The sequence below is a fragment of the Phenylobacterium sp. genome (assembly GCF_036501465.1).
In the GTDB taxonomy this organism is placed as follows: domain Bacteria; phylum Pseudomonadota; class Alphaproteobacteria; order Caulobacterales; family Caulobacteraceae; genus Phenylobacterium.
Genome location: NZ_DASYAF010000101.1, coordinates 1 through 20,030, shown reverse-complemented (window position 1 = coordinate 20,030; position 20,030 = coordinate 1). Strand labels below are relative to the sequence as shown.

General features: G+C 70.0%; 21 protein-coding genes and 1 pseudogene. 10 read left to right on the top strand and 12 right to left on the bottom strand.

The window, feature by feature from the left end:
• The first annotated feature begins 16 nt into the window (after positions 1-16).
• The 5 genes from VGL85_RS10845 (at position 17) to tilS (ending at position 4,842) form a co-directional block, all read left to right on the top strand.
• On the top strand, positions 17-829 hold the full coding sequence (locus VGL85_RS10845) for an energy transducer TonB (RefSeq protein WP_331588948.1): 813 nt from the start codon (positions 17-19) through the stop codon (positions 827-829).
• Complete coding sequence (gene tolB / locus VGL85_RS10840; protein ID WP_331588947.1) at positions 826-2,130, top strand: Tol-Pal system beta propeller repeat protein TolB; 1,305 nt, start codon at positions 826-828, stop codon at positions 2,128-2,130. The genes VGL85_RS10845 and tolB overlap by 4 nt, the downstream gene beginning before the upstream one ends.
• A gap of 104 nt (positions 2,131-2,234) precedes the next feature.
• Entirely contained in the window at positions 2,235-2,807 is a 573-nt protein-coding gene (pal, locus tag VGL85_RS10835; protein WP_331588946.1) for a peptidoglycan-associated lipoprotein Pal, read from the top strand.
• Entirely contained in the window at positions 2,804-3,688 is an 885-nt protein-coding gene (gene ybgF / locus VGL85_RS10830) for a tol-pal system protein YbgF (RefSeq protein ID WP_331588945.1), read from the top strand. The genes pal and ybgF overlap by 4 nt, the downstream gene beginning before the upstream one ends.
• Positions 3,679-4,842 carry a tRNA lysidine(34) synthetase TilS gene (tilS, locus tag VGL85_RS10825; protein WP_331588944.1) on the top strand — a complete coding sequence of 388 codons (1,164 nt, stop codon included), beginning with the start codon at positions 3,679-3,681 and terminating at the stop codon, positions 4,840-4,842. Before ybgF ends, tilS begins: the two co-directional genes overlap by 10 nt.
• Here the strand turns inward: tilS and VGL85_RS10820 are convergent.
• The 7 genes from VGL85_RS10820 to VGL85_RS10790 form a co-directional block, all read right to left on the bottom strand.
• Positions 4,839-5,711, bottom strand: a complete 873-nt coding sequence (locus VGL85_RS10820) for an alpha/beta hydrolase (RefSeq protein WP_331588943.1) — start codon at positions 5,709-5,711, stop codon at positions 4,839-4,841. The genes tilS and VGL85_RS10820 overlap by 4 nt on opposite strands.
• A 17-nt stretch (positions 5,712-5,728) precedes the next feature.
• Complete coding sequence (locus VGL85_RS10815; protein ID WP_331588942.1) at positions 5,729-6,778, bottom strand: aldo/keto reductase; 1,050 nt, start codon at positions 6,776-6,778, stop codon at positions 5,729-5,731.
• Between the two features lie 136 nt (positions 6,779-6,914).
• Entirely contained in the window at positions 6,915-8,336 is a 1,422-nt protein-coding gene (locus VGL85_RS10810; RefSeq protein WP_331588941.1) for an NAD(P)(+) transhydrogenase (Re/Si-specific) subunit beta, read from the bottom strand.
• Positions 8,333-8,674 (bottom strand): proton-translocating transhydrogenase family protein, encoded by a 342-nt coding sequence (locus VGL85_RS10805; protein WP_331588940.1) that lies wholly within the window; start codon positions 8,672-8,674, stop codon positions 8,333-8,335. The genes VGL85_RS10810 and VGL85_RS10805 overlap by 4 nt, the downstream gene beginning before the upstream one ends.
• Positions 8,675-8,839: 165 nt before the next feature.
• Positions 8,840-9,970 carry a Re/Si-specific NAD(P)(+) transhydrogenase subunit alpha gene (locus VGL85_RS10800; RefSeq protein ID WP_331588939.1) on the bottom strand — a complete coding sequence of 377 codons (1,131 nt, stop codon included), beginning with the start codon at positions 9,968-9,970 and terminating at the stop codon, positions 8,840-8,842.
• Positions 9,971-10,125: 155 nt separating this feature from the next.
• Positions 10,126-10,365, bottom strand: a complete 240-nt coding sequence (locus tag VGL85_RS10795) for an aa3-type cytochrome c oxidase subunit IV (protein WP_331588938.1) — start codon at positions 10,363-10,365, stop codon at positions 10,126-10,128.
• 170 nt (positions 10,366-10,535) lie between these two features.
• Positions 10,536-11,597 carry an alpha/beta hydrolase gene (locus tag VGL85_RS10790; RefSeq protein WP_331588937.1) on the bottom strand — a complete coding sequence of 354 codons (1,062 nt, stop codon included), beginning with the start codon at positions 11,595-11,597 and terminating at the stop codon, positions 10,536-10,538.
• 125 nt (positions 11,598-11,722) lie between these two features.
• Between VGL85_RS10790 and VGL85_RS10785 the strand changes: the two genes are divergently transcribed.
• Positions 11,723-13,210, top strand: coding sequence for an amidohydrolase family protein (locus VGL85_RS10785; protein WP_331588936.1), 1,488 nt, complete (start codon positions 11,723-11,725; stop codon positions 13,208-13,210).
• A 215-nt stretch (positions 13,211-13,425) separates the two neighbouring features.
• Here the strand turns inward: VGL85_RS10785 and VGL85_RS10780 are convergent, their stop codons facing one another.
• Positions 13,426-13,911, bottom strand: coding sequence for a hypothetical protein (locus VGL85_RS10780; RefSeq protein ID WP_331588935.1), 486 nt, complete (start codon positions 13,909-13,911; stop codon positions 13,426-13,428).
• A 113-nt stretch (positions 13,912-14,024) separates the two neighbouring features.
• Here VGL85_RS10780 and VGL85_RS10775 point away from each other — a divergent pair, with 113 nt between their 5' ends.
• Both VGL85_RS10775 and VGL85_RS10770 read left to right on the top strand, forming a co-directional pair.
• Positions 14,025-14,795: an HpcH/HpaI aldolase family protein gene (locus VGL85_RS10775; protein WP_331588934.1), complete on the top strand. Its 771-nt coding sequence runs from the start codon at positions 14,025-14,027 to the stop codon at positions 14,793-14,795.
• A gap of 156 nt (positions 14,796-14,951) precedes the next feature.
• Positions 14,952-15,182, top strand: coding sequence for a hypothetical protein (locus tag VGL85_RS10770; protein WP_331588933.1), 231 nt, complete (start codon positions 14,952-14,954; stop codon positions 15,180-15,182).
• Positions 15,183-15,188: 6 nt separating this feature from the next.
• Here VGL85_RS10770 and VGL85_RS10765 read toward each other — a convergent pair whose 3' ends face one another.
• On the bottom strand, positions 15,189-15,854 hold the full coding sequence (locus VGL85_RS10765) for a YceI family protein (RefSeq protein ID WP_331588932.1): 666 nt from the start codon (positions 15,852-15,854) through the stop codon (positions 15,189-15,191).
• Positions 15,855-16,001: 147 nt separating this feature from the next.
• Here VGL85_RS10765 and VGL85_RS10760 point away from each other — a divergent pair, with 147 nt between their 5' ends.
• A complete protein-coding gene (locus VGL85_RS10760; RefSeq protein WP_331588931.1) occupies positions 16,002-16,889 on the top strand; it encodes a phytanoyl-CoA dioxygenase family protein in 888 nt (295 codons plus the stop codon).
• 70 nt (positions 16,890-16,959) lie between these two features.
• Here VGL85_RS10760 and VGL85_RS10755 read toward each other — a convergent pair whose 3' ends face one another.
• The 3 genes from VGL85_RS10755 to VGL85_RS10745 all read right to left on the bottom strand — a co-directional run bounded on the left by VGL85_RS10755 (position 16,960) and on the right by VGL85_RS10745 (position 19,637).
• Positions 16,960-17,211 (bottom strand): hypothetical protein, encoded by a 252-nt coding sequence (locus VGL85_RS10755; protein ID WP_331588930.1) that lies wholly within the window; start codon positions 17,209-17,211, stop codon positions 16,960-16,962.
• The gene (locus VGL85_RS10750) at positions 17,208-18,998 is read right to left on the bottom strand and encodes a M3 family oligoendopeptidase (protein WP_331588928.1); all 1,791 of its coding nucleotides are present in this window, start codon (positions 18,996-18,998) and stop codon (positions 17,208-17,210) included. The genes VGL85_RS10755 and VGL85_RS10750 overlap by 4 nt, the downstream gene beginning before the upstream one ends.
• Before the next feature lie 213 nt (positions 18,999-19,211).
• Positions 19,212-19,637 (bottom strand): Lrp/AsnC family transcriptional regulator, encoded by a 426-nt coding sequence (locus tag VGL85_RS10745; RefSeq protein WP_331588926.1) that lies wholly within the window; start codon positions 19,635-19,637, stop codon positions 19,212-19,214.
• Between the two features lie 119 nt (positions 19,638-19,756).
• Here VGL85_RS10745 and VGL85_RS10740 point away from each other — a divergent pair.
• Positions 19,757-20,030: pseudogene (locus tag VGL85_RS10740) on the top strand (amidinotransferase); the annotation flags it as partial.

The following is a 20,030-nucleotide window of genomic DNA, read 5'->3' as shown; positions in this document are numbered from 1 at the left end:
GGAGATCCAGCCTGCGATGATCGGCTCCGTGCTGCTGCACGTGACCGTCGCGGTGCTGCTGATGATCTCCTGGAGCTTCACCCGCAACCTGAAGGTGGGCGAGGTGGTGCCGGTGACCATCGTCACCCACGCGCCCGCCGAGCCGAAGCCGGCCGAGCAGGCGCCCGTCGAACAGCAGGCCCAGGCCCCCGAGCCGCAGCCGCAGGCGCCGCCGCCGCCGCCGCCGCCCAAGCCCACGCCGGCCCCGCCGAAGCCGATCCCGCCGCCGCCCAAGCCGGTCCCGCCCGCGCCGACGCCCAAGCCCATCCCCAAGGTCGAGCCGAAGCCCGCCCCGCCGCCCAAGCCGCAGCCGCCCCAACCGCAGCCAAAAGCCCAGGCCAAGCCGCAGAAGAGCCTGGACCTCGACGCGCTTTCGGCCAGCATCTCCAGCATGGCCAAGCCCGCAACCAAGGCGCCGTCGGCCGCGACCCGGGGCCCGGCCCAGGCGCAGACCTCGCCCACCCCGCACCCGACCCTGGGCGCGGCGCAATCGGCCGCCGCTATCCGCGGCCTTAGCGACGAGCTGCAGCGGCGCTGGAATCCCAATTGCGACGTGGAAGGCGGGCGCGACGTGAAGCTGAAGGTGATCTTCACGATTGGCGAAGGCGGCCAGGTGGTGGGCAACGCCACCGCCCAGATCATCGGTCCGGTGACGCCGGTCTCGCGCGCCGCTCAGGGCCGGGCGGTGAGCGCGGTCTATGCCGCCGCGCCGTTCCGCAATCTGCCCCAGGAATTCTATGGCCAGCGAATCACGGTCAACTTCAACGCCCAAGAGGCCTGCTCCCGATGACGCCCGTTTCGAAACGAACCGTGCTGGCGGCCATGGCCGCCCTGCCCGCCTCGGCCTGGCTGGTCCCGGCCGCGGCCCGCGCCGACATTGAGGTCAACGTCAACCGCGCCGACGTCCAGCCCCTGCCTATCGCGATCCCGGGCTTCACCGGCACGCGCGGGGCGGACATCGCCGGCGTGATCTCCGCCGATCTGCAGCGTTCGGGCCTGTTCCGGCCGCTGGACCCGGCGAGCTTCGTCGAGCACGACCTCACCGTCGCCATCCAGCCGCGCTTTCCCGCCTGGCAGCAGATCAACGCCCAGGCGCTGGTCAATGGCCAGGTCACCGCCTCGGACGCCCGCCTGCAGGTGGACTTCCGCCTGTGGGACGTGTTCGCCGAAAAGCAGCTGCTGGGCCTGCAGTTCGCCTCGACGCCGGAGAACTGGCGGCGCGTGGCGCACAAGATCAGCGACGCGATCTACGAGCAGCTGACCGGCGAGAAGGGCTATTTCGACACCCGGATCGTCTTCGTGGCCGAAAAGGGCGGGCGCGGCGGGCGGACCAAGACGCTGGCGATCATGGACCAGGACGGCGCCAACCCCAGCTACCTGACCGACGGCGCGGCCACCATCATGACGCCGCGCTTCTCCTCCAACAGCCAGGAGATCACCTACATGGAGCTTCGGGCCGATGGCTCGAAGATCTACCTCCTGAACCTGGACACCGCGCGCCGCGAGAGCCTTGGCGACTTCAAGGGCATGGTGTTCGCGCCGCGCTTCTCGCCCGACGGCTCGAAGGTGGCCTTCTCGGTGGAGCGCGGCGGCAACAGCGACATCTATGTGATGGACCTGCGCAACCGCGCCACCACCCGGCTGACGGTCGACCCGTCGATCGACACCTCGCCCTCCTACTCGCCGGACGGGACGAAGATCGCCTTCAACTCCGACCGCTCGGGCACGCCGCAGCTCTACATCATGGGCGCCGACGGCTCGAACCCGCACCGGATCAGCTTCGGCAATGGCCGCTACAACACCCCGGTCTGGAGCCCGACCGGCGAGTTCATCGCCTTCACCAAGCAGGTCGGCGGCCAGTTCTCCATCGGCGTGGTGCGGCCTGACGGCACCGACGAGCGGATCCTCACCACCAGCTATCTGGACGAAAGCCCCGCCTGGGCCCCGAACGGCCGGGTGCTGGTGTTCACCCGCGAGAGCCCCGGCGGCCAGCGGAAGCTGTGGACCGTCGACATCACCGGCCGGACCCAGCAACCCATTCCCTATCCAGGCGCCGCGTCGGACGCCGCCTGGTCGCCCCTGTTGAACTGAGCCCGGTCAACTAAAGCCACGCTTGAGCGTTTCACTTGCGCGCTCGAATCCTAAGTAAGACCCTAACCTGTGCTAATCCCGCACCCTCGAAGGAGACGCTTCTGATGACCTCCACCCGCAATGCCGGAAGCGCCCTGCGACTGACGCTCGCGGCCGCCGCCGCCCTGTCGCTGGCCGCCTGCGCGCACCATCCGAAGCCGGCCTATCCGACCACCGTGGCCGGGCCGTCGCGGCCGGGCCCTGAACCGCAGCGCCCGGTGTCGCGCGCGCCGGAGCCCGCACCCGTGGCCGAGGCCGCCCTGCCGGGGTCGGAGAAGGACTTCGTCGTCAACGTCGGCGACCGCGTCTACTTCGACTACGACATGTACAACATCCGCGCCGACGCGGCGCCGCTGCTGGACGCCCAGGCGACCTGGCTGAAGCGCTACGCCGCCGTGCAGGTGCGCATCGAGGGCAACGCCGACGAGCGCGGCACCCAGGAATACAACCTCGCCCTGGGCGCACGGCGCGCCAATGCGGTGCGGGAGTATCTGGTGGCGCACGGCGTGTCGGCGAACCGGATCACCACCGTTTCCTACGGCAAGGAGCGGCCGATCGACACCGGCACCGGCGAGCAGGCCGAGGCCCATAACCGCAACGGCCACACGGCCATCGTCAGCGGCGCCCGGATGCAATGACGCCCAAACGCCTGCGCCTGTTCGGGGCGGCGGCGGCCATCGTCCTGGTCGCCGCGCCCATCGCTGTGGCGGTCGCCCAGACCCCCATGGACGACCCGCTCGACGCCCGCGACGCCAAGCGGCTGGACCGCATGGAAAAGGTGGTCCGCGAGCTGCGCGACATCGTCTTCAAGGGCCAGAAGACCGGCGTGCCGGTGGTGGTCGAACCGGCCGACACCGACTCGCGGCTTGGCGATCTGTCGACGCGCCTCAGCGACCTGGAGGCGACCCTGAAGCGGGTCAACGGCTCGCTTGACTCCACGACCCACGACCTGGACCAGGCGCGGCGCGACAACGCCGCGCTTCGCGCCCAGCTCAAGTCGCTGGGCGACCGGCTGACCGCCGACGAGCAGAAGATGGCCGAAGCCGCCCAGGCGGCGCAGGCCGCGGCCCAGGCGGCGAGCCCGCCGACGCCGGCCGAACCGCCGCCGCCCGCCGACCCCAGGGCCGCCGCGGCCGCCGCCAACGCCGACTTCGCCAAGGCGCGGCAGATGATGCTGAGCGGCGACTACGACAGCGCCGAGAAAGCGTTCAGCGCCTTCGTCACCACCTATCCGGACACGCCGAAGACGCCCGAGGCCCGCTACTGGTGGGGCAAGACGCTGTCGGTGCGCGGCGACTATGTGAAGGCGGCCGGCGCCTACATCGGCGCGATCCGCGGCTGGCCGCAGACCGCCTGGGCGCCCGATGCGGTGGTGGAGCTGGCGCGCTCGCTAGTGCAGCTCAAGAAGTCGCCCGACGCCTGCCAGGCCCTGGCCGAGCTTCCCCGCCGCTATCCCAAGGCCCCGCCGGCGATCAAGGAGCGGGCGGCGACCGTCAAGCTGCAGGCGAAGTGCACGTAGCGGCGCGCGCGCCGGAAGCTTCGTCCGACCTCGCCGCCGCGGTCGGCGCCGTCCTCGATCGCCGCCTGCTTGGCGACAGCCCGCGGCCGCTGGCCGTGGCCCTGTCCGGCGGCGGTGATTCCCTGGCTCTGGCCCTGGCCGCCGCCGGCTGGGCGCGGGCCGCTGGCCGCAAGCTGCTCATCCTCACCGTCGACCACGGCCTGCGCCCCGAGAGCATCGCCTGGACGGAAGCCTGCGCCGCCACGGCGGAGCGGCTGGGCGCAAACTTCCAGGCCCTGCGCTGGATCGGTGAGAAGCCCGCGACCGGCCTGCCGGCCGCCGCCCGCGCCGCGCGGCACGCCCTGCTGGCCGAGGCGGCGAGAGCGGCCGGGGCGCGGGTGATCCTGATGGGTCACACCGCCTCCGACCTGGCCGAGGCGGCGCGGATGCGGGCCGCCGGCTCGACCACGCCGGACCCGCGCGAGTGGGCGCCTTCGCCGGCCTGGCCGCAGGGCCGTGGCGTCTTCCTGCTGCGCCCGATGCTGGGCCTGGTCCGCACGCAGATCCGCGCCTGGCTTGCGGCGCGCGGCGAGACCTGGATCGACGATCCGGCCAACGACGACCTCCGCTACGCCCGGCCGCGCGCCCGGCACGCCGACGCCTCAGCCTGCCCGGAGCCCAACCCCGACCCGCCGAACGCGACGGCCCTGGCGCGAGCCTGCCTGGCCGACGAGGCCGGGCGTCTTGCGATGACCCGCGCCGACCTGCGCGCAGCGAGCCCAACGGTCCTCGCCCGGTTCGCCGCCGTCGCCTGCCTTTGCGCCGCCGGAACCAGCCGGCCGCCTGGCGGCGACCGGACCGCGCGCCTGGCTGCCCGACTGGCTGGAGGCGAGCGCTTCGCAGCGACCCTGGCCGGGGCGCGGATCGAGGCGGACGCCCAGGCGGTACGCTTCTCGCGGGAGCCCGGCGAGGCCGCGCGCGGCGGTCTGGCGCCCCTTCGGCTGAAGGCCGGCGAGACTGGGGTCTGGGACGGCCGCTTCGAGGTCACCGCCGCGCGCGATCTCGAGGTCCGCGCCGTCGGCCGCTCGACCTTGCCGGATGTCGAAGACGCGCGACCCCTGGCCTACGAACGCCTGCTGGCCGCCTGCGGCGTGATCGTCCGCGAACCCGCCTAGCGCTTGACCGTGGCCAGCACGTGCTCGACGCCGCGCACGATGGGGTCGGCGAAGCGCGGGCCCAGAAGGTTGGCGTGGCCGGCCTTGCCCACGTGCTCGATATAGCCGTTCAGCGAGGCGATGGCCGGGACCGACTGGATCTCCTTCAGCGCCGTCACGGTGTGGGCGCCGGCGGTGATCACCGCGACCGGCAGGGCCGGCGGGAACTCCGCGGCGCGGGCCTGGTCGGAGGTGGCGCGCCAATGGCGGACCTCTTCGGCGGCCCAGAGCGCGTGGCTGGGCGAGCCGAAGATACGGCGCTTCTCGGCCGAGGCCTCGGGCGGCAGGCCGATCTTGTCACCGGCCACCGCCGCCAGCGGGCGCATCATGCCGAGCTTCGCGCCCTCGCTGGTCCAGCCCAGAATGCGGCTGAAGGCGTCGACGCCCGGCCCGCCCACCGGGTGGGTGATGACGTCCGGCGTCACGGCGTCCACCAGCACCACGCCCAGCACCAGTTCCGGATGTGTCAGCGCGAACAGCCGCACCATCAGCCCGCCCATGGAGTGACCGGCCAGCACGACGGGCCCGGCCTCGTCCACGGCGCGCAGCAGGGCGGCGAGGTCGGCGACGATGGCCTTGCCGTCGCGCGGCTTGGGACCCGGATCGGAATGGCCGAGGCCCGCGCGATCATAGGCCAGGCTCGCCAGCCCCCTGGCCGCCAGCCGTTCCTGCACCACTGTCCAGTCGGTGGCGCAGCCGAAGGCGCCGTGCTCCAGCACCACGGTCGGCCGCCCGCCGGGCTCGCCCGCGCGCACCATGCGCAGCCGCCGGCCGCCGATATCCACCATCTCGCCGCGTGGCGGCCTGGCGGAAGCGGGAGCGACGGACATCGGCGCGGGCTCCCCGACTACTTGGTCTTGACGAACGGCTTCGGCCGCCGCGCGCCGCCCTGGCGAGCGAACATCCAGCCGGGATATTCGCTGGGCAGCTCGCTGGCCTCGTCCAGGCGCTTCATCTCATCGTCGCTCAGCGTCAGCTCGGCAGCCGCCAGATTGTCGTCGAGCTGTTCGATGGTCTTGGCGCCGATGATGACGCTCATGGTGAAGGCCTTGCGCAGGATATAGGCCAAGGCCACCCGGGCCACCGAGGCGCCATGGGCCTCGCCCACTTCGCGCATGACCTCCACGCAGGCCCAGGCGCGGTCCTTGTCTACCGGCGGGAAGTCGAAGTTGGTGCGCCGCGCGCCCTCCGGATTGTTCGATCCCGGCCCGAACTTGCCGCTCAGCAGGCCGCCAGCCAGCGGCGACCAGACCATCAGGCCCAGCTTCTCCTCGGCGATCATCGGGACCAGCTCGCGCTCCAGGTCGCGGCCGGCGATGGAGTAGTAGGCCTGCAGGGTCTCGAAGCGGGCGTAGCCCTTGGCCTCGCTGAGCCCCAGGGCCTTGGCGATCTTCCAGGCCGACCAATTGGAAACGCCGATGTAGCGGACCAGGCCCTGGCTCACGAGATCGTCCAGCGCGCGCAGGGTCTCGTCGATCGGCGTGACGCTGTCGGCGCCGTGGATCTGGTAGAGGTCGATGTGGTCGCTCTGCAGCCGCTCCAGGCTGGTCCTGACCGAATCCATGATGTGGCCGCGGCTCGCGCCGCGGTCGTTGGGCCTGGGTCCCATCTCGCCATAGACCTTGGTGGCGATCACCACGTCCTTGCGCCTGGTCCCCAGGTTCTTGAACGCCTGGCCCAGCAGCCGCTCGGATTCGCCGAAGGAGTAGACGTCGGCGGTGTCGAAGAAATTGACCCCGGCCTCCAGGGCGCGGCCGACGATGGCGTCCACCTCACCCTGCTGCAGGGCGCCGATGGCCTTCCACATGCCGGCGGCCTCGGAGCCGCCGAAGGTCATGGTCCCCAGGCAGATCTCCGACACGAACAGGCCGGTCCGGCCAAGCTGGTTGTATTTCATGCGGCGTCTCCGGGGTTGGGGATGCTCCGCCATCTATGATCGCGGATGTGGCGCCGGAAGGTCAGCGGCGCCGCTTGCCTGAAATAAAGCCTGGAAAGACGACAGGCCAGCGACGCCGGCGCCGGGGCGCCGAGCCCTAGTCGAGGTTCTTCAGGATGCTCTCGACCATCTTCTTGGCGTCGCCGAACAGCATCATGGTGTTGTCGCGGAAGAATAGCTCGTTCTCGACGCCGGCGTAGCCGGAGCTCATGCCGCGCTTCACGAAGAGCACGGTGCGGGCCTTTTCCACGTCGAGGATCGGCATGCCGAAGATCGGGCTCTGCGGGTCGGTCTTGGCGGCCGGGTTGGTGACGTCGTTGGCGCCGATCACGAAGGCCACGTCGGCGGCCGGGAACTCGGCGTTGATGTCCTCCAGCTCAAAGACCTCGTCGTAGGGCACGTTGGCCTCGGCCAGCAGCACGTTCATGTGGCCGGGCATGCGGCCGGCGACCGGGTGGATGGCGTACTTCACCTCCACGCCCTCGTGCTTCAGCTTGTCGGCCATCTCCCGCAGGGCGTGCTGCGCCTGGCTGACCGCCATGCCGTACCCCGGGACGATGATCACCTTGGACGCGTTCTTCATGATGAAGGCGGCGTCCTCTGCGCTGCCCTGCTTCACCGGCCGGGTCTCGGCCTGTCCGCCGCCCGCCGCGGCCTCGGTCGCGCCGAAGCCGCCCAGGATCACGGAGATGAAGCTGCGGTTCATCGCCTTGCACATGATGTAGCTGAGGATCGCGCCGGACGAGCCCACCAGGGCGCCGGTGATGATCAGGGTCGTGTTCTCGAGCGTGAAGCCCAGCGCCGCCGCCGCCCAGCCGGAGTAGCTGTTCAGCATCGAGACCACGACCGGCATGTCGGCGCCGCCGATCGGGATGATGAGCGTGATCCCGACGATCAGGCTCGCCGCGAAGATCGCCCAGAAGGCCCAAAGCGCGGCGCCGTGGCTCATCACCAGCAGCACGATCAGCGCCACGATCCCGACGGCCAGCGCGATGTTCAGCAGGTGGCGCGCGGGCAGCAGGATCGGCGCGCCGCTCATGTTGCCGTTCAGCTTGGCGAAGGCGATCACCGAGCCGGTGAAGGTGACCGCGCCGATCGCCAGGCCCACGGCCAGCTCGATCAGCGAATGCATCACCACGCCCGAGCCGTCCGGCTCAGCGATGCCATAGGCGGCCGGCGTGTGGATGGCGGCCACGGCCACCAGGCAGGCGGCCATGCCGACGAGGCTGTGGAAGGCCGCCACCAGCTGCGGCATGGCGGTCATGGCCACGCGCCGGGCGATCAGCGCGCCGATCCCGCCGCCGATGGCCACGCCGCCCACGATCAGGGCGAGCGTCAGCCCGTCGAGCGATCCCCGGCCCCAGAGCGTCGCCAGCACCGTGCCGACCGCGATGGCCATGCCGATCATGCCGTTGCGGTTGCCGGCCTGGCTGGTGGTGGGGCTGGAAAGGCCGCGCAGGGCCAGGATGAACAGGACGCCCGAGGCGAGGTAGAGGATGGCCGCGAGGTTGGCGTTCACGCCGCGCCCTCCTTCTTCGCGGCGGGCGCCTTCTTCTTGTACATCGCCAGCATCCGCCTCACGACCAGGAAGCCGCCGAAGATGTTGACGCTGGCGAAGGCCGCGGCGACCGCGCCGGCGCCCTTGGAGATCATGACGTTGGGGGTGAGCTGACCGTCCGCCCCGTGCGCCGCGGCCGCCAGCAGGGCGCCCACGATGATCACGGACGAGATGGCGTTGGTGACCGCCATCAGCGGCGTGTGCAGCGCCGGCGTGACGCTCCAGACCACATAGTAGCCCACGAAGATCGCCAGGACGAAGATCGCCAGGCGGAAGACGGTCGGGTCGACGGCTTCCAAGCTACAGCTCCTCCCGTGTCATCCCGGTTTTCGCGCGTGCGAAAGACCGGGACCCATGAACTCCGCATCCTAAGAAAACCCGCGCCGCCGAAGCCATCCCCGAGCCGCCGGCGCGTATGGGTCCCGGACAAGCGCTGCGCGCTTTCCGGGATGACACTCGGGGGATCACTTCAAGGCCTCGTGCACGACGGCGCCGCCTTGGGTGACGAGCGCGGCCTTCAGGATCTCGTCCTCGTAGTCGGGGGCGAACTTGCCCTCCTTGTCGAGGAACAGGCCGGCGAAGGCGAACAGGTTTCTGGCATAGAGCGCCGAGGCGTCGGCGGCGATGCGGCCCGGCAGGTTGGGCACGCCCAGGATCTTCGCGCCGTTCTTGGTGGTGACCACTTCGCCGAGCTTGGCGCCTTCGACGTTGCCGCCCTGCTCGATGGCCAGGTCGACCAGCACCGAGCCGGGCTTCATGGACGCGACCTGGGCGGCGCTGACCAGTTTGGGCGCCGGGCGGCCGGGGATCAGGGCGGTGGTGATCACCATGTCCTGCTTGGCGATGTGGCTGGAGACCAGCTCTGCCTGCTTGGCCTGGTACTCCGCACTCATCTCCTTGGCGTAGCCGCCGGCGGTCTGGGCGTTCTTGAATTCCTCGTCTTCCACCGCAAGGAACTTGGCGCCCAGGCTCTCCACCTGTTCCTTGGTGGCGGGGCGCACGTCGGTGGCGGTGACCACCGCGCCCAGCCGGCGCGCCGTGGCGATAGCCTGCAGCCCGGCGACGCCGACGCCCATGATGAACACCTTGGCCGCGGCGATGGTGCCGGCGGCGGTCATCATCATCGGCATGGCCTTGCCATAGGCCTCGGCGCCTTCGATCACCGCGCGGTAGCCGGCGAGGTTGGCCTGTGACGACAGCACGTCCATCACCTGGGCGCGGGTGATGCGCGGCACGAATTCCATGGCGAAGCTCGTCGCCTTGGCCTTGGCCAGCGCGGCCACGGTGGCCTTGTCCACATAGGGATTGAGGGTGGCCACGACGAGCGCGCCGGCCTTCAGGGCGGCGATCTCCTCGGCCTCGGGGCCGCGCACCTTGAAGACGATGTCGGCCTTGCCGAGCGCGTCCTTGGCGGTCTTGGCGAGCGCGGCGCCGGCGGCCTGGTAGTCGGCGTCGGGATAGGAGGAGGCGGTTCCGGCGCCGGCCTCGACCGTGACCGAAAACCCGGCCCCGATCAGCTTCTTCACCGTCTCCGGGGTGGCGGCGACGCGGGTCTCGCCGGCGCGGCGCTCACGAGTGACGGCGATGACGGCCATGGTACGCTTGGTCCCCCAACGGCGTCACTCCGACGCGGCCCGGGTCGGACCTTAGGGTGGGTTCGCGCCTACTGTCCAGACACAGCGCCACGCGCGGCGAAGCAACGGCCGAGAAGCCTTGGCGACAGCGATGGAAGCGGGGCTCGGGGCGCGGCCTAGTGGGCGGAATCGCTGCGGCTGCGCAGCAGCAGAATGCCCAGGATCAGCACGATCGCCCCGCTGATCAGGCCGGAGAGGAAGCCCGCCGGCGTGCAGAACCACAGGGTCAGGAAAAGCAGCAGGGCGGCGATGATCAGCGAGCCCCATTTGGTGATGCCCATCACCAGGTGGAACGTCGCCTGCTGCTCATGGATGTCCATGTCGCCGTGGTGGTATTCGGACGCCTTGCCGGCCATCTCGTCTCTCTCAACTCGAAGCGCTCGGGGCGGTGCTACACGAGACCGCCGAAACGCTCAAGGCGCCCTGGCTCCTCCCTTGTCGCGAAGACGACGGGGGAGGTGTCAGCGAAGCTGACGGAGGGGGGCCCTTCCGTCTCGTCGCGCGCCGCGCCGATCCACCTCCCCCGCTACGCAGGGGAGGCGTGTGGCGGCCACGCCGCCAGCAGGGCGCGGATCGCGGCGACCAGGGCGAGCGGCTGGTCGATCATGATGTGGTGGTGGGCGTCGGGGATCTCGATCTCGATCATGCCCGGCGGAAAGGGCGAGGGCGCGCCGGCCTTGCGGTGCTCCACGATGCGGCTCTTGGCGCCGTAGATGTGGACCATCGGGGTCGAGACGCCGCCCTCCTGGCCGAACTGTCCGCTCATCGCCCGCTCGCGGTCCAGCTTGGCCCACATGTTGGGATCGAACCGCCAGGTGAAGCCTGTCGAGCCATCGGCCTGGACGACCGTCTTCAAGGATCGCCGGGCGATGAAGTCGGCGATGAAAGGGTTGCCGGCCGGCTGCGGCGGCATCAGGCGGAAGCGCAGCAGGGCCGCTTCCATGGTCGGGTAGACCCGGCTCGGCCGATCGGTGGTGGGGATGTTGCGGATCCGCTCCATCTCGGCCGCGCGCCGCGCCATCTCCTCGGGCGGTGGCCCGAAGCCGGTGTCGACCATGATCGCCGCATGCATCCGGTCCGGATGGCGCACGGCGGCGAAGAACACCTGGCCGCCGCCGAAGGAGTGGCCGATGTAGGTCGGCTTGCGGCCGCCCTCGTACAGGCCGACGGCGCGGCTCACCGCCTCGGCGTCGTCGGCGAAGTCGGTGAAGCTGTAGCGCTCGCGCCAGTCCGACGCGCCCATGCCGGCCAGCGACATCGAGGCCACGCGGTAGTCGTCGGCGAAGAACGGCGCGATGAAGCTCCACCAGTCGGCGTGGGCGGAGTTGCCATGCACGAACAGCAGGCCGGGCTTGCCCACCTGGCCCCAGGTCAGGACCTCGAGCCGGCTGCCCAGGCTTTCGACGAAAACCCGCTCCGGCGCACGCGCGATGGCGTCCTTGAACCACTGTGGCGACGGCGGCTCGCGGCCCTCGAACTCGGCGAGCGGCGCCTGGACCTCGGGCGGCAGAGGCTCCTCGACATGGACCGGACGGTCGTCATCGATCTGCGCCGCAGGAGTCTGCGCCGACTTCACGTCCTCGGCCATCCGGCAATCCTCAACTGGAAAAATCGCAGTGCTGAAATAGGGCCTCGTGACTAACAAGCGTTTGAAAAATGGCAAGCCTGACGTCGCGGCGCTAGGGTCCGCGCCGCGAGCTTGGGAGGGGTGCAATGAGTCTGAAATCGGTGATCCTGGGAACGGCGGCCGCCCTGGCCCTGGCGGCCGCCGCGCACGCCGCGCCGCAGGTGCTGGCCCCGCCCGCGCTGCTCAGCCGGGCCGTGCAGCCCTACGTCAAGGTCGCCGCAAAGAGCGTCGTGCTGCGCCACGTGCGGCTGATCGACGGCACCGGCGCGCCGGCCCAGACGGATCGCACAGTGGTCCTCTCCGGCGGGAAGATCGTGGCGGTGGGCGGGCCAGAGCTGGCGACGCCCGCCGGCGCGGACGTCCTGGACCTGGCCGGCCACACCGTGATGCCCGGCATCGTCGGCCTGCACGACCACATGTACTACATCGCCCGACCGAACATGGACGCCGCCGGCCACTCCGAGCCGCCGCTGATCGTGCCGCAGATGACCTTCTCCTCGCCCAGGCTCTACCTGGCCGCCGGCGTGACGACCATGCGCACCACCGGCTCGGTCGAGCCCTATGTCGACCTCAATGTGAAGACCGAGATCGACGCCGGCCGCATGCTCGGGCCGCACATGGACGTGACCGCGCCCTACCTGGAGGGTCCGAACAGCCCCTTCATCCAGATGCATCCGCTGAAGGACGCCGACGATGCGCGGCGCATGGTGAACTACTGGGCCGACATGGGGGCGACCTCGTTCAAGGCCTATATGAACATCACCCGCGCTGAGCTGGGCGCGGCGATCCAGGAGGCCCACAAGCGCGGGCTGAAGCTCACCGGCCACCTGTGCTCGGTGACCTATCCCGAGGCCGCCGACCTGGGGATCGACGACCTGGAGCACGGCTTCTTCGTCAACACCCAGCTGGACGCCGGCAAGACGCCCGACAAGTGCTCGCAGAGCACCGGCAACCAGACCCTGCTCAAGATGACCCCGGAGAGCCCGGAGGCGGACGCGCTGATCAAGCTGCTGGTCGGCAAGCACGTGGCGGTGACCTCGACCCTGCCGGTGTTCGAGCAGCGCGTGCCGGGCCATGCGCCGCTGAACCCCAAGGCCATGGCGGTGCTGACGCCGGAGGCGCGCGAGGCCTATCTCTATGCCCGCAACCTGGTGAACCAGGCGCCGCGCGAGCGCTATGCCGACACGGTGAAAGAGTATCAGAACGACCTCGGCCTGGAGCGGAAGTTCGTGGCGGCCGGCGGCCTGCTGCTGGCCGGGCCCGACCCCACCGGCAACGGCGGGGTGATCCCGGGCTTCGGCGACCAGCGGGAGATCGAGCTCTTGGTCGAGGCCGGTTTCCGGCCCGAAGAGGCGGTGAAGATCGCCACCCTGAACGGGGCGACCTACCTGGGCCTGGCCGACAGGATCGGCACGGTTGCACCCGGCAAGGACGCCGACCTGGTGGTGGTGAAGGGCGACCCGTCCAAGACCATAACCGACGTCGAGAACGTCGAGATCGTCTTCAAGGACGGCGTCGGCTATGACCCGGCCAAGCTGCTGGATTCGGTGAAGGGGCGGTACGGGCAGTATTGAGGGCGGCCAGGCGCGCGAGCGATTTCGCCCAAGGCGCGGCGGGGATGGTCGGCGAAATTTGGCGCGCGCCTGAAAACCTGTGTGAACCTTAACCGCGCACTTACCGCCGGCCTCCAAGCTCCGCCCATGCCGCACGCCGCGTATCTGGCGTCACGCGAGCCCAGCTCCCGGTCCTACCCCCCAACGGGACCGGGAGCGCCTCGCTCCCCGCAGCCCTAAGCGCCCGTGCCCGCCGCCTGCGGCTCGCTGACCACCACGTCCGGCGCCACCACGCTGCAATTGGCCAGGATCGACTCACGGATGTTGTAGAGGTGCGAGCCGTCGCGGCCGCCGCGGATGGTGTGCTTGAGGATCGTTTTGCCGCCTTCGCCCTTCTCCAGGTGGAACTGCTCGGCCCCGTCGCTGCGCAGCACCTTGAAGGTCCTGATGCCCTGCATGGGCATCGGGAACACCGCGTTGGAGGTGTAGGAGACCTCGCCCACCAGCTCGATGCCGAACCGGCCACCGTCCCGGGTGATGGTGACGCTGCGGTCGGGGTTCGGATAGGGCTTCCAGTCGGTGGCCCGGGTGAACTTCATGGCCTGCGGCAGGGGCCCGTCGCACTTGACGAGCACCCGGGGCTCCGCCGCGGCGGCGTGGGCCAGGACCAGCGCCAGGGCGGGCGCGAGCCCGATGCCGGCGAACTTCACCCCGAACGTCATGGCGAACCTCCTTGCGGGCGTCTCGACGACCGCCCGCCGCGCAACCTAGAACAGGCCGGGGATCATCCGGAAGCGTGATGCTAGGCTGATCGGATATCCAGGGAGACGACGGCATGCGTGAGAACCGGCTGAAGGCGCTGTGGGCTGAGGGCAAGCCCGCGATCAACGGCTGGTGCTCCATGCCCTGCGCCTTCTCCGCCGAGCTGATGGCCAGCGCCGGCTGGGACACCATGACCATCGACACCCAGCATGGGGTGATCGGCTATTCCGAGATGCTGGCCATGCTGCAGGCGATCTCCACCACGCCGGCGGTCCCGCTGGTCAGGGTGTCCTGGAACCAGCCGGGCGAGATCATGCGGGCGCTGGACGCCGGAGCCTACGGGATCATCTGCCCGATGATCAACGATCCCGAGGAGTGCGCGGCGTTCGTGCGCGCCTGCCGCTATCCGCCCGACGGCTTCCGCTCTTCCGGCCCGACGCGGGCGGCGATCTATGGCGGGGCCGACTACCAGGGCCACGCCAACCGCGAGATGCTGACCCTGGCCATGATCGAGACCGCCGACGGCCTGGCCAATGTGGACGCCATCGTGGCCACGCCAGGCCTGGACGCGGTCTATGTCGGCCCCTCGGACCTCTCGCTCTCGATCGGCGGGCCGCCCGGCCAGGATTCCGACGCCCCGGCCCTGATGGCGGCCTTCGACAAGATCCTCGCCGCCTGCAAGGCCAAGGGCCTGAAGGTGGGCGTGCATTGCGCCAGCACCGCCTATGCGAAGACGATGATCGAGCGCGGCTTCGACCTGGTCACGGCCGGGATCGACACCCGCTACATGCTGGCCGGCCGGCGCGACGCGGCCGAGATGCGAGGCTGGCTGGAGGCGCGATGAGGGCGCCGCGGGCTTGGGCGGACCCGAGCCAAACTGCCGCATCCCATAGCAACGGTATCTAAACGCTGGGCGTTGGATGCTCGTCCACGGACAGCGTGGCTGCGTACATGTCACGCAACGGTCAGGCTTGCCGAAGCCGCCGCCAGGGAGCGAGACATGCCCAACCTCTTCTGGCCCCGCGAACTGACGTCGGACGTGGGGACTTCAGGCTGGATCGGGCGCACCGTCCACTGGACGGGCGTGGCGTTCGCCGCCGCGATCCTGATCACCGCCTTCGGCTTCGCGGTCGACGGCTGGGCCACCGACCTCGCCGCCTGGCTGGCCGCTGCGGCGGTCGCCACGGCGCTGGCGGCGCGCGGCGTCCGCTACCTGCTGGCCCACGAATAGGCCGGGCTACTTCTTCGCCGGCGCCGCCGGCGGCTTGCCGCCGTTGAACTCCGTCTCGATCGCGACATCGACATCGTCGCCGACACCCATGTTGGAGCCGGGCGCCGGAAGGCCCTGGCTGATACCGAAGGCCGAACGCTTCAGCATCGTATGCGCCGAGAAGCCGACGCGCGCGCCGCCCGGATCCATGGCCATCGGCGGATAGCCGCCGTTGTAGGTCACATCGAGGACCACCGGCCGGGTCACGCCGTGCAGGGTGAGATTGCCGGTGACCCGCGCGGTGTTGGCGCCGGTGACGTCCACCCTGGTGGATTTAAAGGTCATGGTCGGGAACTTGGCCGCCTCGAAGAAGCCCTTGCCCATCAGCTGCTGGTGGAAGCCCTTGGGCGGCGCGTTGAGCGCCAGCGACATGGGGTCGATGGTCGCCTCCACGCTCATCGCGGCCGGGTGCGCGGGATCGAACCGCAGCTTGCCATCGATGCGCGAGAACCGCGCCGTGTAGTGCGAGAAGCCCAGGTGGCTCACGCGAAACGTCACCGAGGTATGGGCCTTGTCAATCGTATAGGTCCCGGCCGGCGGCTGCGGCGCGGCGGCGGTGGCGGCGATGGCGGGGCCGGCCACCAGGGCCAGGCCCAGAGCCTTGGCCGCGGCGATCGTCCGGAAGGTCTTCATGATGCTCTCCTCCTGCGTCCTTCGCCTCTAGGACGTCTTACGTCGTCCAGTTCCGACAGGACGCCCACGAAATCGCGCGGCGCTCGAATTCGCGATAGGCTTTCGCCCCGCGGGCAAGCCGCCGAAGGCAGCAAGAAGGGGAAGGCCATGGAGATCGGCGACTGGACCGCCACGCCGGACCTCAACGACATCTACCGCGAGATCCGCGCGCTCGGCCTGGAGACCAACCTCGCCGAGCTGGAGGCCTATGGCTTCACGGTGATCGAAGGCGCGCTCGATGCGGCGACCACCCAGGCGCTGAAGGCGAAGATCCTGGAGATCGCCGAGGCGCGGATGGGCAAGCCGCTCGACCCGGAGGCCGAGACCGAACACAGCGAAGTCGAGCTGATCCCCTACCTGCTCTACAAGGACCCGGTCTTCAAACAGGCGGTGCTGAACCAAAAACAGCTCGCGCTCATCACCTACCTGCTCGGCAAGCACTGCATCCTCTCCAGCCTCACCTGCCACCTGAAGGGGCCGGGCGGCGGCGGACTGCTGCTGCATTCCGACAGCGCCAACGGCATCCCCGAGCCGTTCTCGGCCTACAGCCACGTGGCCAACGCCAACTATGCGCTGACCGACTACACCGAGGAGAACGGCTGCCTGGCCATGGTGCCCGGCAGTCACCGGATGCATCGCCAGCCGACCAAGTGGGAGACCGGCCTGGACGGCAACCGGCGCTACGAGCACGTGATCCCGATCGAGGTCCCGGCGGGTTCGGCCGTGGTCTGGCACGGCAACACCTGGCACGGCAGCTTCCCGCGCAAGAAGCCGGGCCTGCGGCTCAACCTCGCCACCTACTTCTGCCGCGAATACATCCAGCCGCAGGAGGCCTATCGCTATCATGTGCCCGACGGCTTCATCGGCGAAGGCGAGGATCGCCTGGCGCGCCTGCTGGGCCGCGACCTCGTGCACAACTGGCGCGACGAAGGCGCCGGCGCGAAGTTCGCCGCCCGGCACCGCGAGATCGGCCGCTCAAGGACCTGGCAGAACTAGACCTACCGGGACGCGCCCGCCCTTCAATCTCCCGGATGATGCAAGCTTTCGGGCCTGGCCGACATCAGACTCAAGTCGAGGTCTGATCCGGCGCGGCGGCGACGGCCAGGCCGGCGGGCAGCTTGCTGCGCAGCAGAAACCCCCGGATGTTCCTGTCCGGCGTGAGCTGATGGTAGCGGCTCTTCACGTAGGGCCTCGCGCCATCCATCGGATTGAACTCTTCGCGAAGGTATGCGCGCTCATCCTCCGAGAGTTCGCGCGCCGACCCGTCCGGTTCGACGTGGACGTACTCGCGGCCATCCGTCGTGACGGCGAACCTCACACCAGCGCCTCGAACTCGTCCACCAGCCGCTCCAGCTGCTTCATGCCGGCCGCCCAGAAGGCCTTTTCCCGCGGGTTGAGGCCGAACGGGGCCAGCGCCTCGACGTAGGTCTTGGTGCCGCCGGCGGCCAGCAGGTCTTCGTAGAGCGGCGCAAAGGCGGCCGGGTCCTCGCGGCGCTTTTCCATCAGCCCGCGCACCAGTAGGTCGCCGAAGGCGTAGGCGTAGACATAGAACGGCGCGTGCACGAAGTGGCTGACGTAGGCCCAATAGTGCTCGTAGCCCCTGTTGAGCCGGATCGCCGGGCCCAGGCTCTCGCCCATGGTCTCCAGCCACATCGCCCCGATTTCGTCGGCCGCGATCTCGCCTTGGGCGCGCGCGGCGTGGAAGCGGGTCTCGAAGCGGTGGAAGGCGATCTGGCGGACCACCGTGTTGATCCCATCCTCGATCTTGCCGGCGAGAAGGCCCTTGCGCTCGGCCTTCGAGGCCTTGGCCAGCAGCCGCTCGAACACCAGCCCCTCGCCGAAGATCGAGGCGGTCTCGGCCAAGGTGAGCGGGGTGTCGGCGAGCAGGGTGCCGAGCGGGGCGCACAGCGTCTGGTGCACCGCGTGGCCCAGCTCGTGCGCCAGGGTCAGGACGTCGCGGCGCTCGCCCATGTAGTTCAGGAAGACGTAGGGGTGCCGCTCCGACGTCACCGGATGCGAATAGGCGCCCGACTGTTTGCCGGGCCGTGGCGCAGCGTCGATCCAGGGATGGGTGAAGAAGGTCTCGGCGGTGTCGGCGAATTTCGGCGCGAGCGCCGTGAAGCTTTCCAGCACCATGGCCCGGGCCTGGTCCCAGCCGTAGGTCTTGGGCTGGGCGGTATCGAGCGGCGCGTTGCGGTCCCAGTGGTCGAGGACGTCGCGGCCCATGGCCTTGGCCTTCAGCCGATAGTAGCGGTGGCTGACCGGGCCGTAGGCCTCGACCACGGCGGCCTCCAGGGCGGCCACGGCGTCGGCGTGCACCTCGTTGGCGATGTGGCGCGAGGCGGCGGGGTCCGGATACTTCCGCCAGCGGTCCTCCACCTGCTTCTCGAAGGCGAGCGTGTTGAGGCTCAGCGCCAGCACCGGGGTGCGTTCGGCCAGCGATTTCGACAGCGCCTGGGCCGCTTGTTTGCGCCGCACGGCGTCGGGGTCGGAGAGGCGGTTCAGCACCTCCGACAGGGTGAGGCTCTCGCGACCGACCTTGGCGGTGAGCCGCGCCAGCGTCTCGTCCCACAGCCGGCTCCAGTTGGCGACGGCGGGCCCGCGGTCGATCAGCATCCGCTCCAGGTCGGGCGACAGCTCGTGCGGCCGGGTAAGGCGCACGCGGCGGATCCAGGGCCGCCAGCGGGCCGCCGGCTTGTGGGCGCGGAAGGCGGACTCGATCTCGTTGTCGTCCAGCTCGTTGAGTTCGAGGGTGAAGAACAGGCTGTCGGCGGCGATCTGCGAGGCGCGCGTGCGCAGGTCGCCCTCGAACTTGGCCCAGGCCGGGTCGTCGCGGGCCACGGACGAGGCCAGGCCCGCATAGGCGCCGACGCTCCACAGGCCGTTGGTCGCCGCCTCGTAGAGGCTGATGCCGCGGTCCAGCAGTTCTCCCAGAAGCCGGGCGTCCCTGCGGCTGGCGACAAAGCGGCCCTTCAGCGCCACCAGGGCGTCGTTGTCGGCCTTGGCCCTGGCGAGGTCCGCCTCGATCTTCGGGTCGTCGCGGCCGGAATAGAGATCGGCCAGGCTCCACTGCGGCAGGGCGTCGGTCTTCACGGGGGCGTTCATAGGCACTCCCTTAGTCCATCCATCCAGGGAGCGGGAGCCGTGACGAGCGCCTTCTCCCCTTGTGGGAGAAGGTGGCCTGCGGAGCAGGTCGGATGAGGGGTCGAAAGGCTCATCCCGTCAAAAGCGCCGAAACGCCTGGGCGGCGCAACGCAACCCCTCATCCGTCAGCCTTCGGCCGACACCTTCTCCCGCAAGGGGAGAAGGCCACTTGATTCACATCTTCTGGGTGGCCAGCAGGATCGAGGTTTCGGTGGCGGCGATGCCGTCGACCAGGCGGACCTGGTCGAGGGTGCGGCTGAACTCCGCCAGGGTCGCGACGTCCAGCTCGGCGATCAGGTCCCAGCGGCCGTTGGTGGTGTGCGCCTTGTCCACTTCCGGAAAGCCGCGCAGGGCCTGGATCACCGCCGCGGATCGGCCGCCCTCCACCGCGATGCACATGATGGCGCGCACGCGATTGGCTTCGAGTTCGGGCCGGGTGCGTACGGTGAAGGCCTGGATGGTCCCGTCGGCCTGCAGGCGGCGGATGCGGTTCTGCACCGTGCCGCGCGAGACCTTCAGCCTGGCGGCCAGGGAGGCCACCGGCTCGCGCGAATCGTTGCGCAGCAGGGCCAGAAGCTTGCGGTCGAGGTCGTCGATCATATCGCCATCTATATAAGGCAAATCGCCAACTGAACCGGCAAAATGTAGCATCCTGCCCGCTTTTCGCTAGCGCCGCGTGGACCGATCTTTGGATGGCCCCATCGCCCCAAGGAGCCGCCATGGATCCCCGCCCGCGCTTCCTGATGACCGATCCCAGCGCCTTCGAGGTCAGCTACCGGATCAATCCCTGGATGCGCCCGTCCGCCTGGACCGCCGAGCGCGCGCCCGCCGCCCGGGCCGCCTCGGGCGAGCTCCGCGCCGCGCTCACGGCGCTGGGCGCCCAGGTGGAGATCATCGAGGCGGTGCGCGGCCTGCCGGACCTGGTCTTCCCGGCCAACGCCGCGGTGGTGCTGGACGGCCGGGTGCTGCTGGCCCGCTTCCGCCATCCGGAGC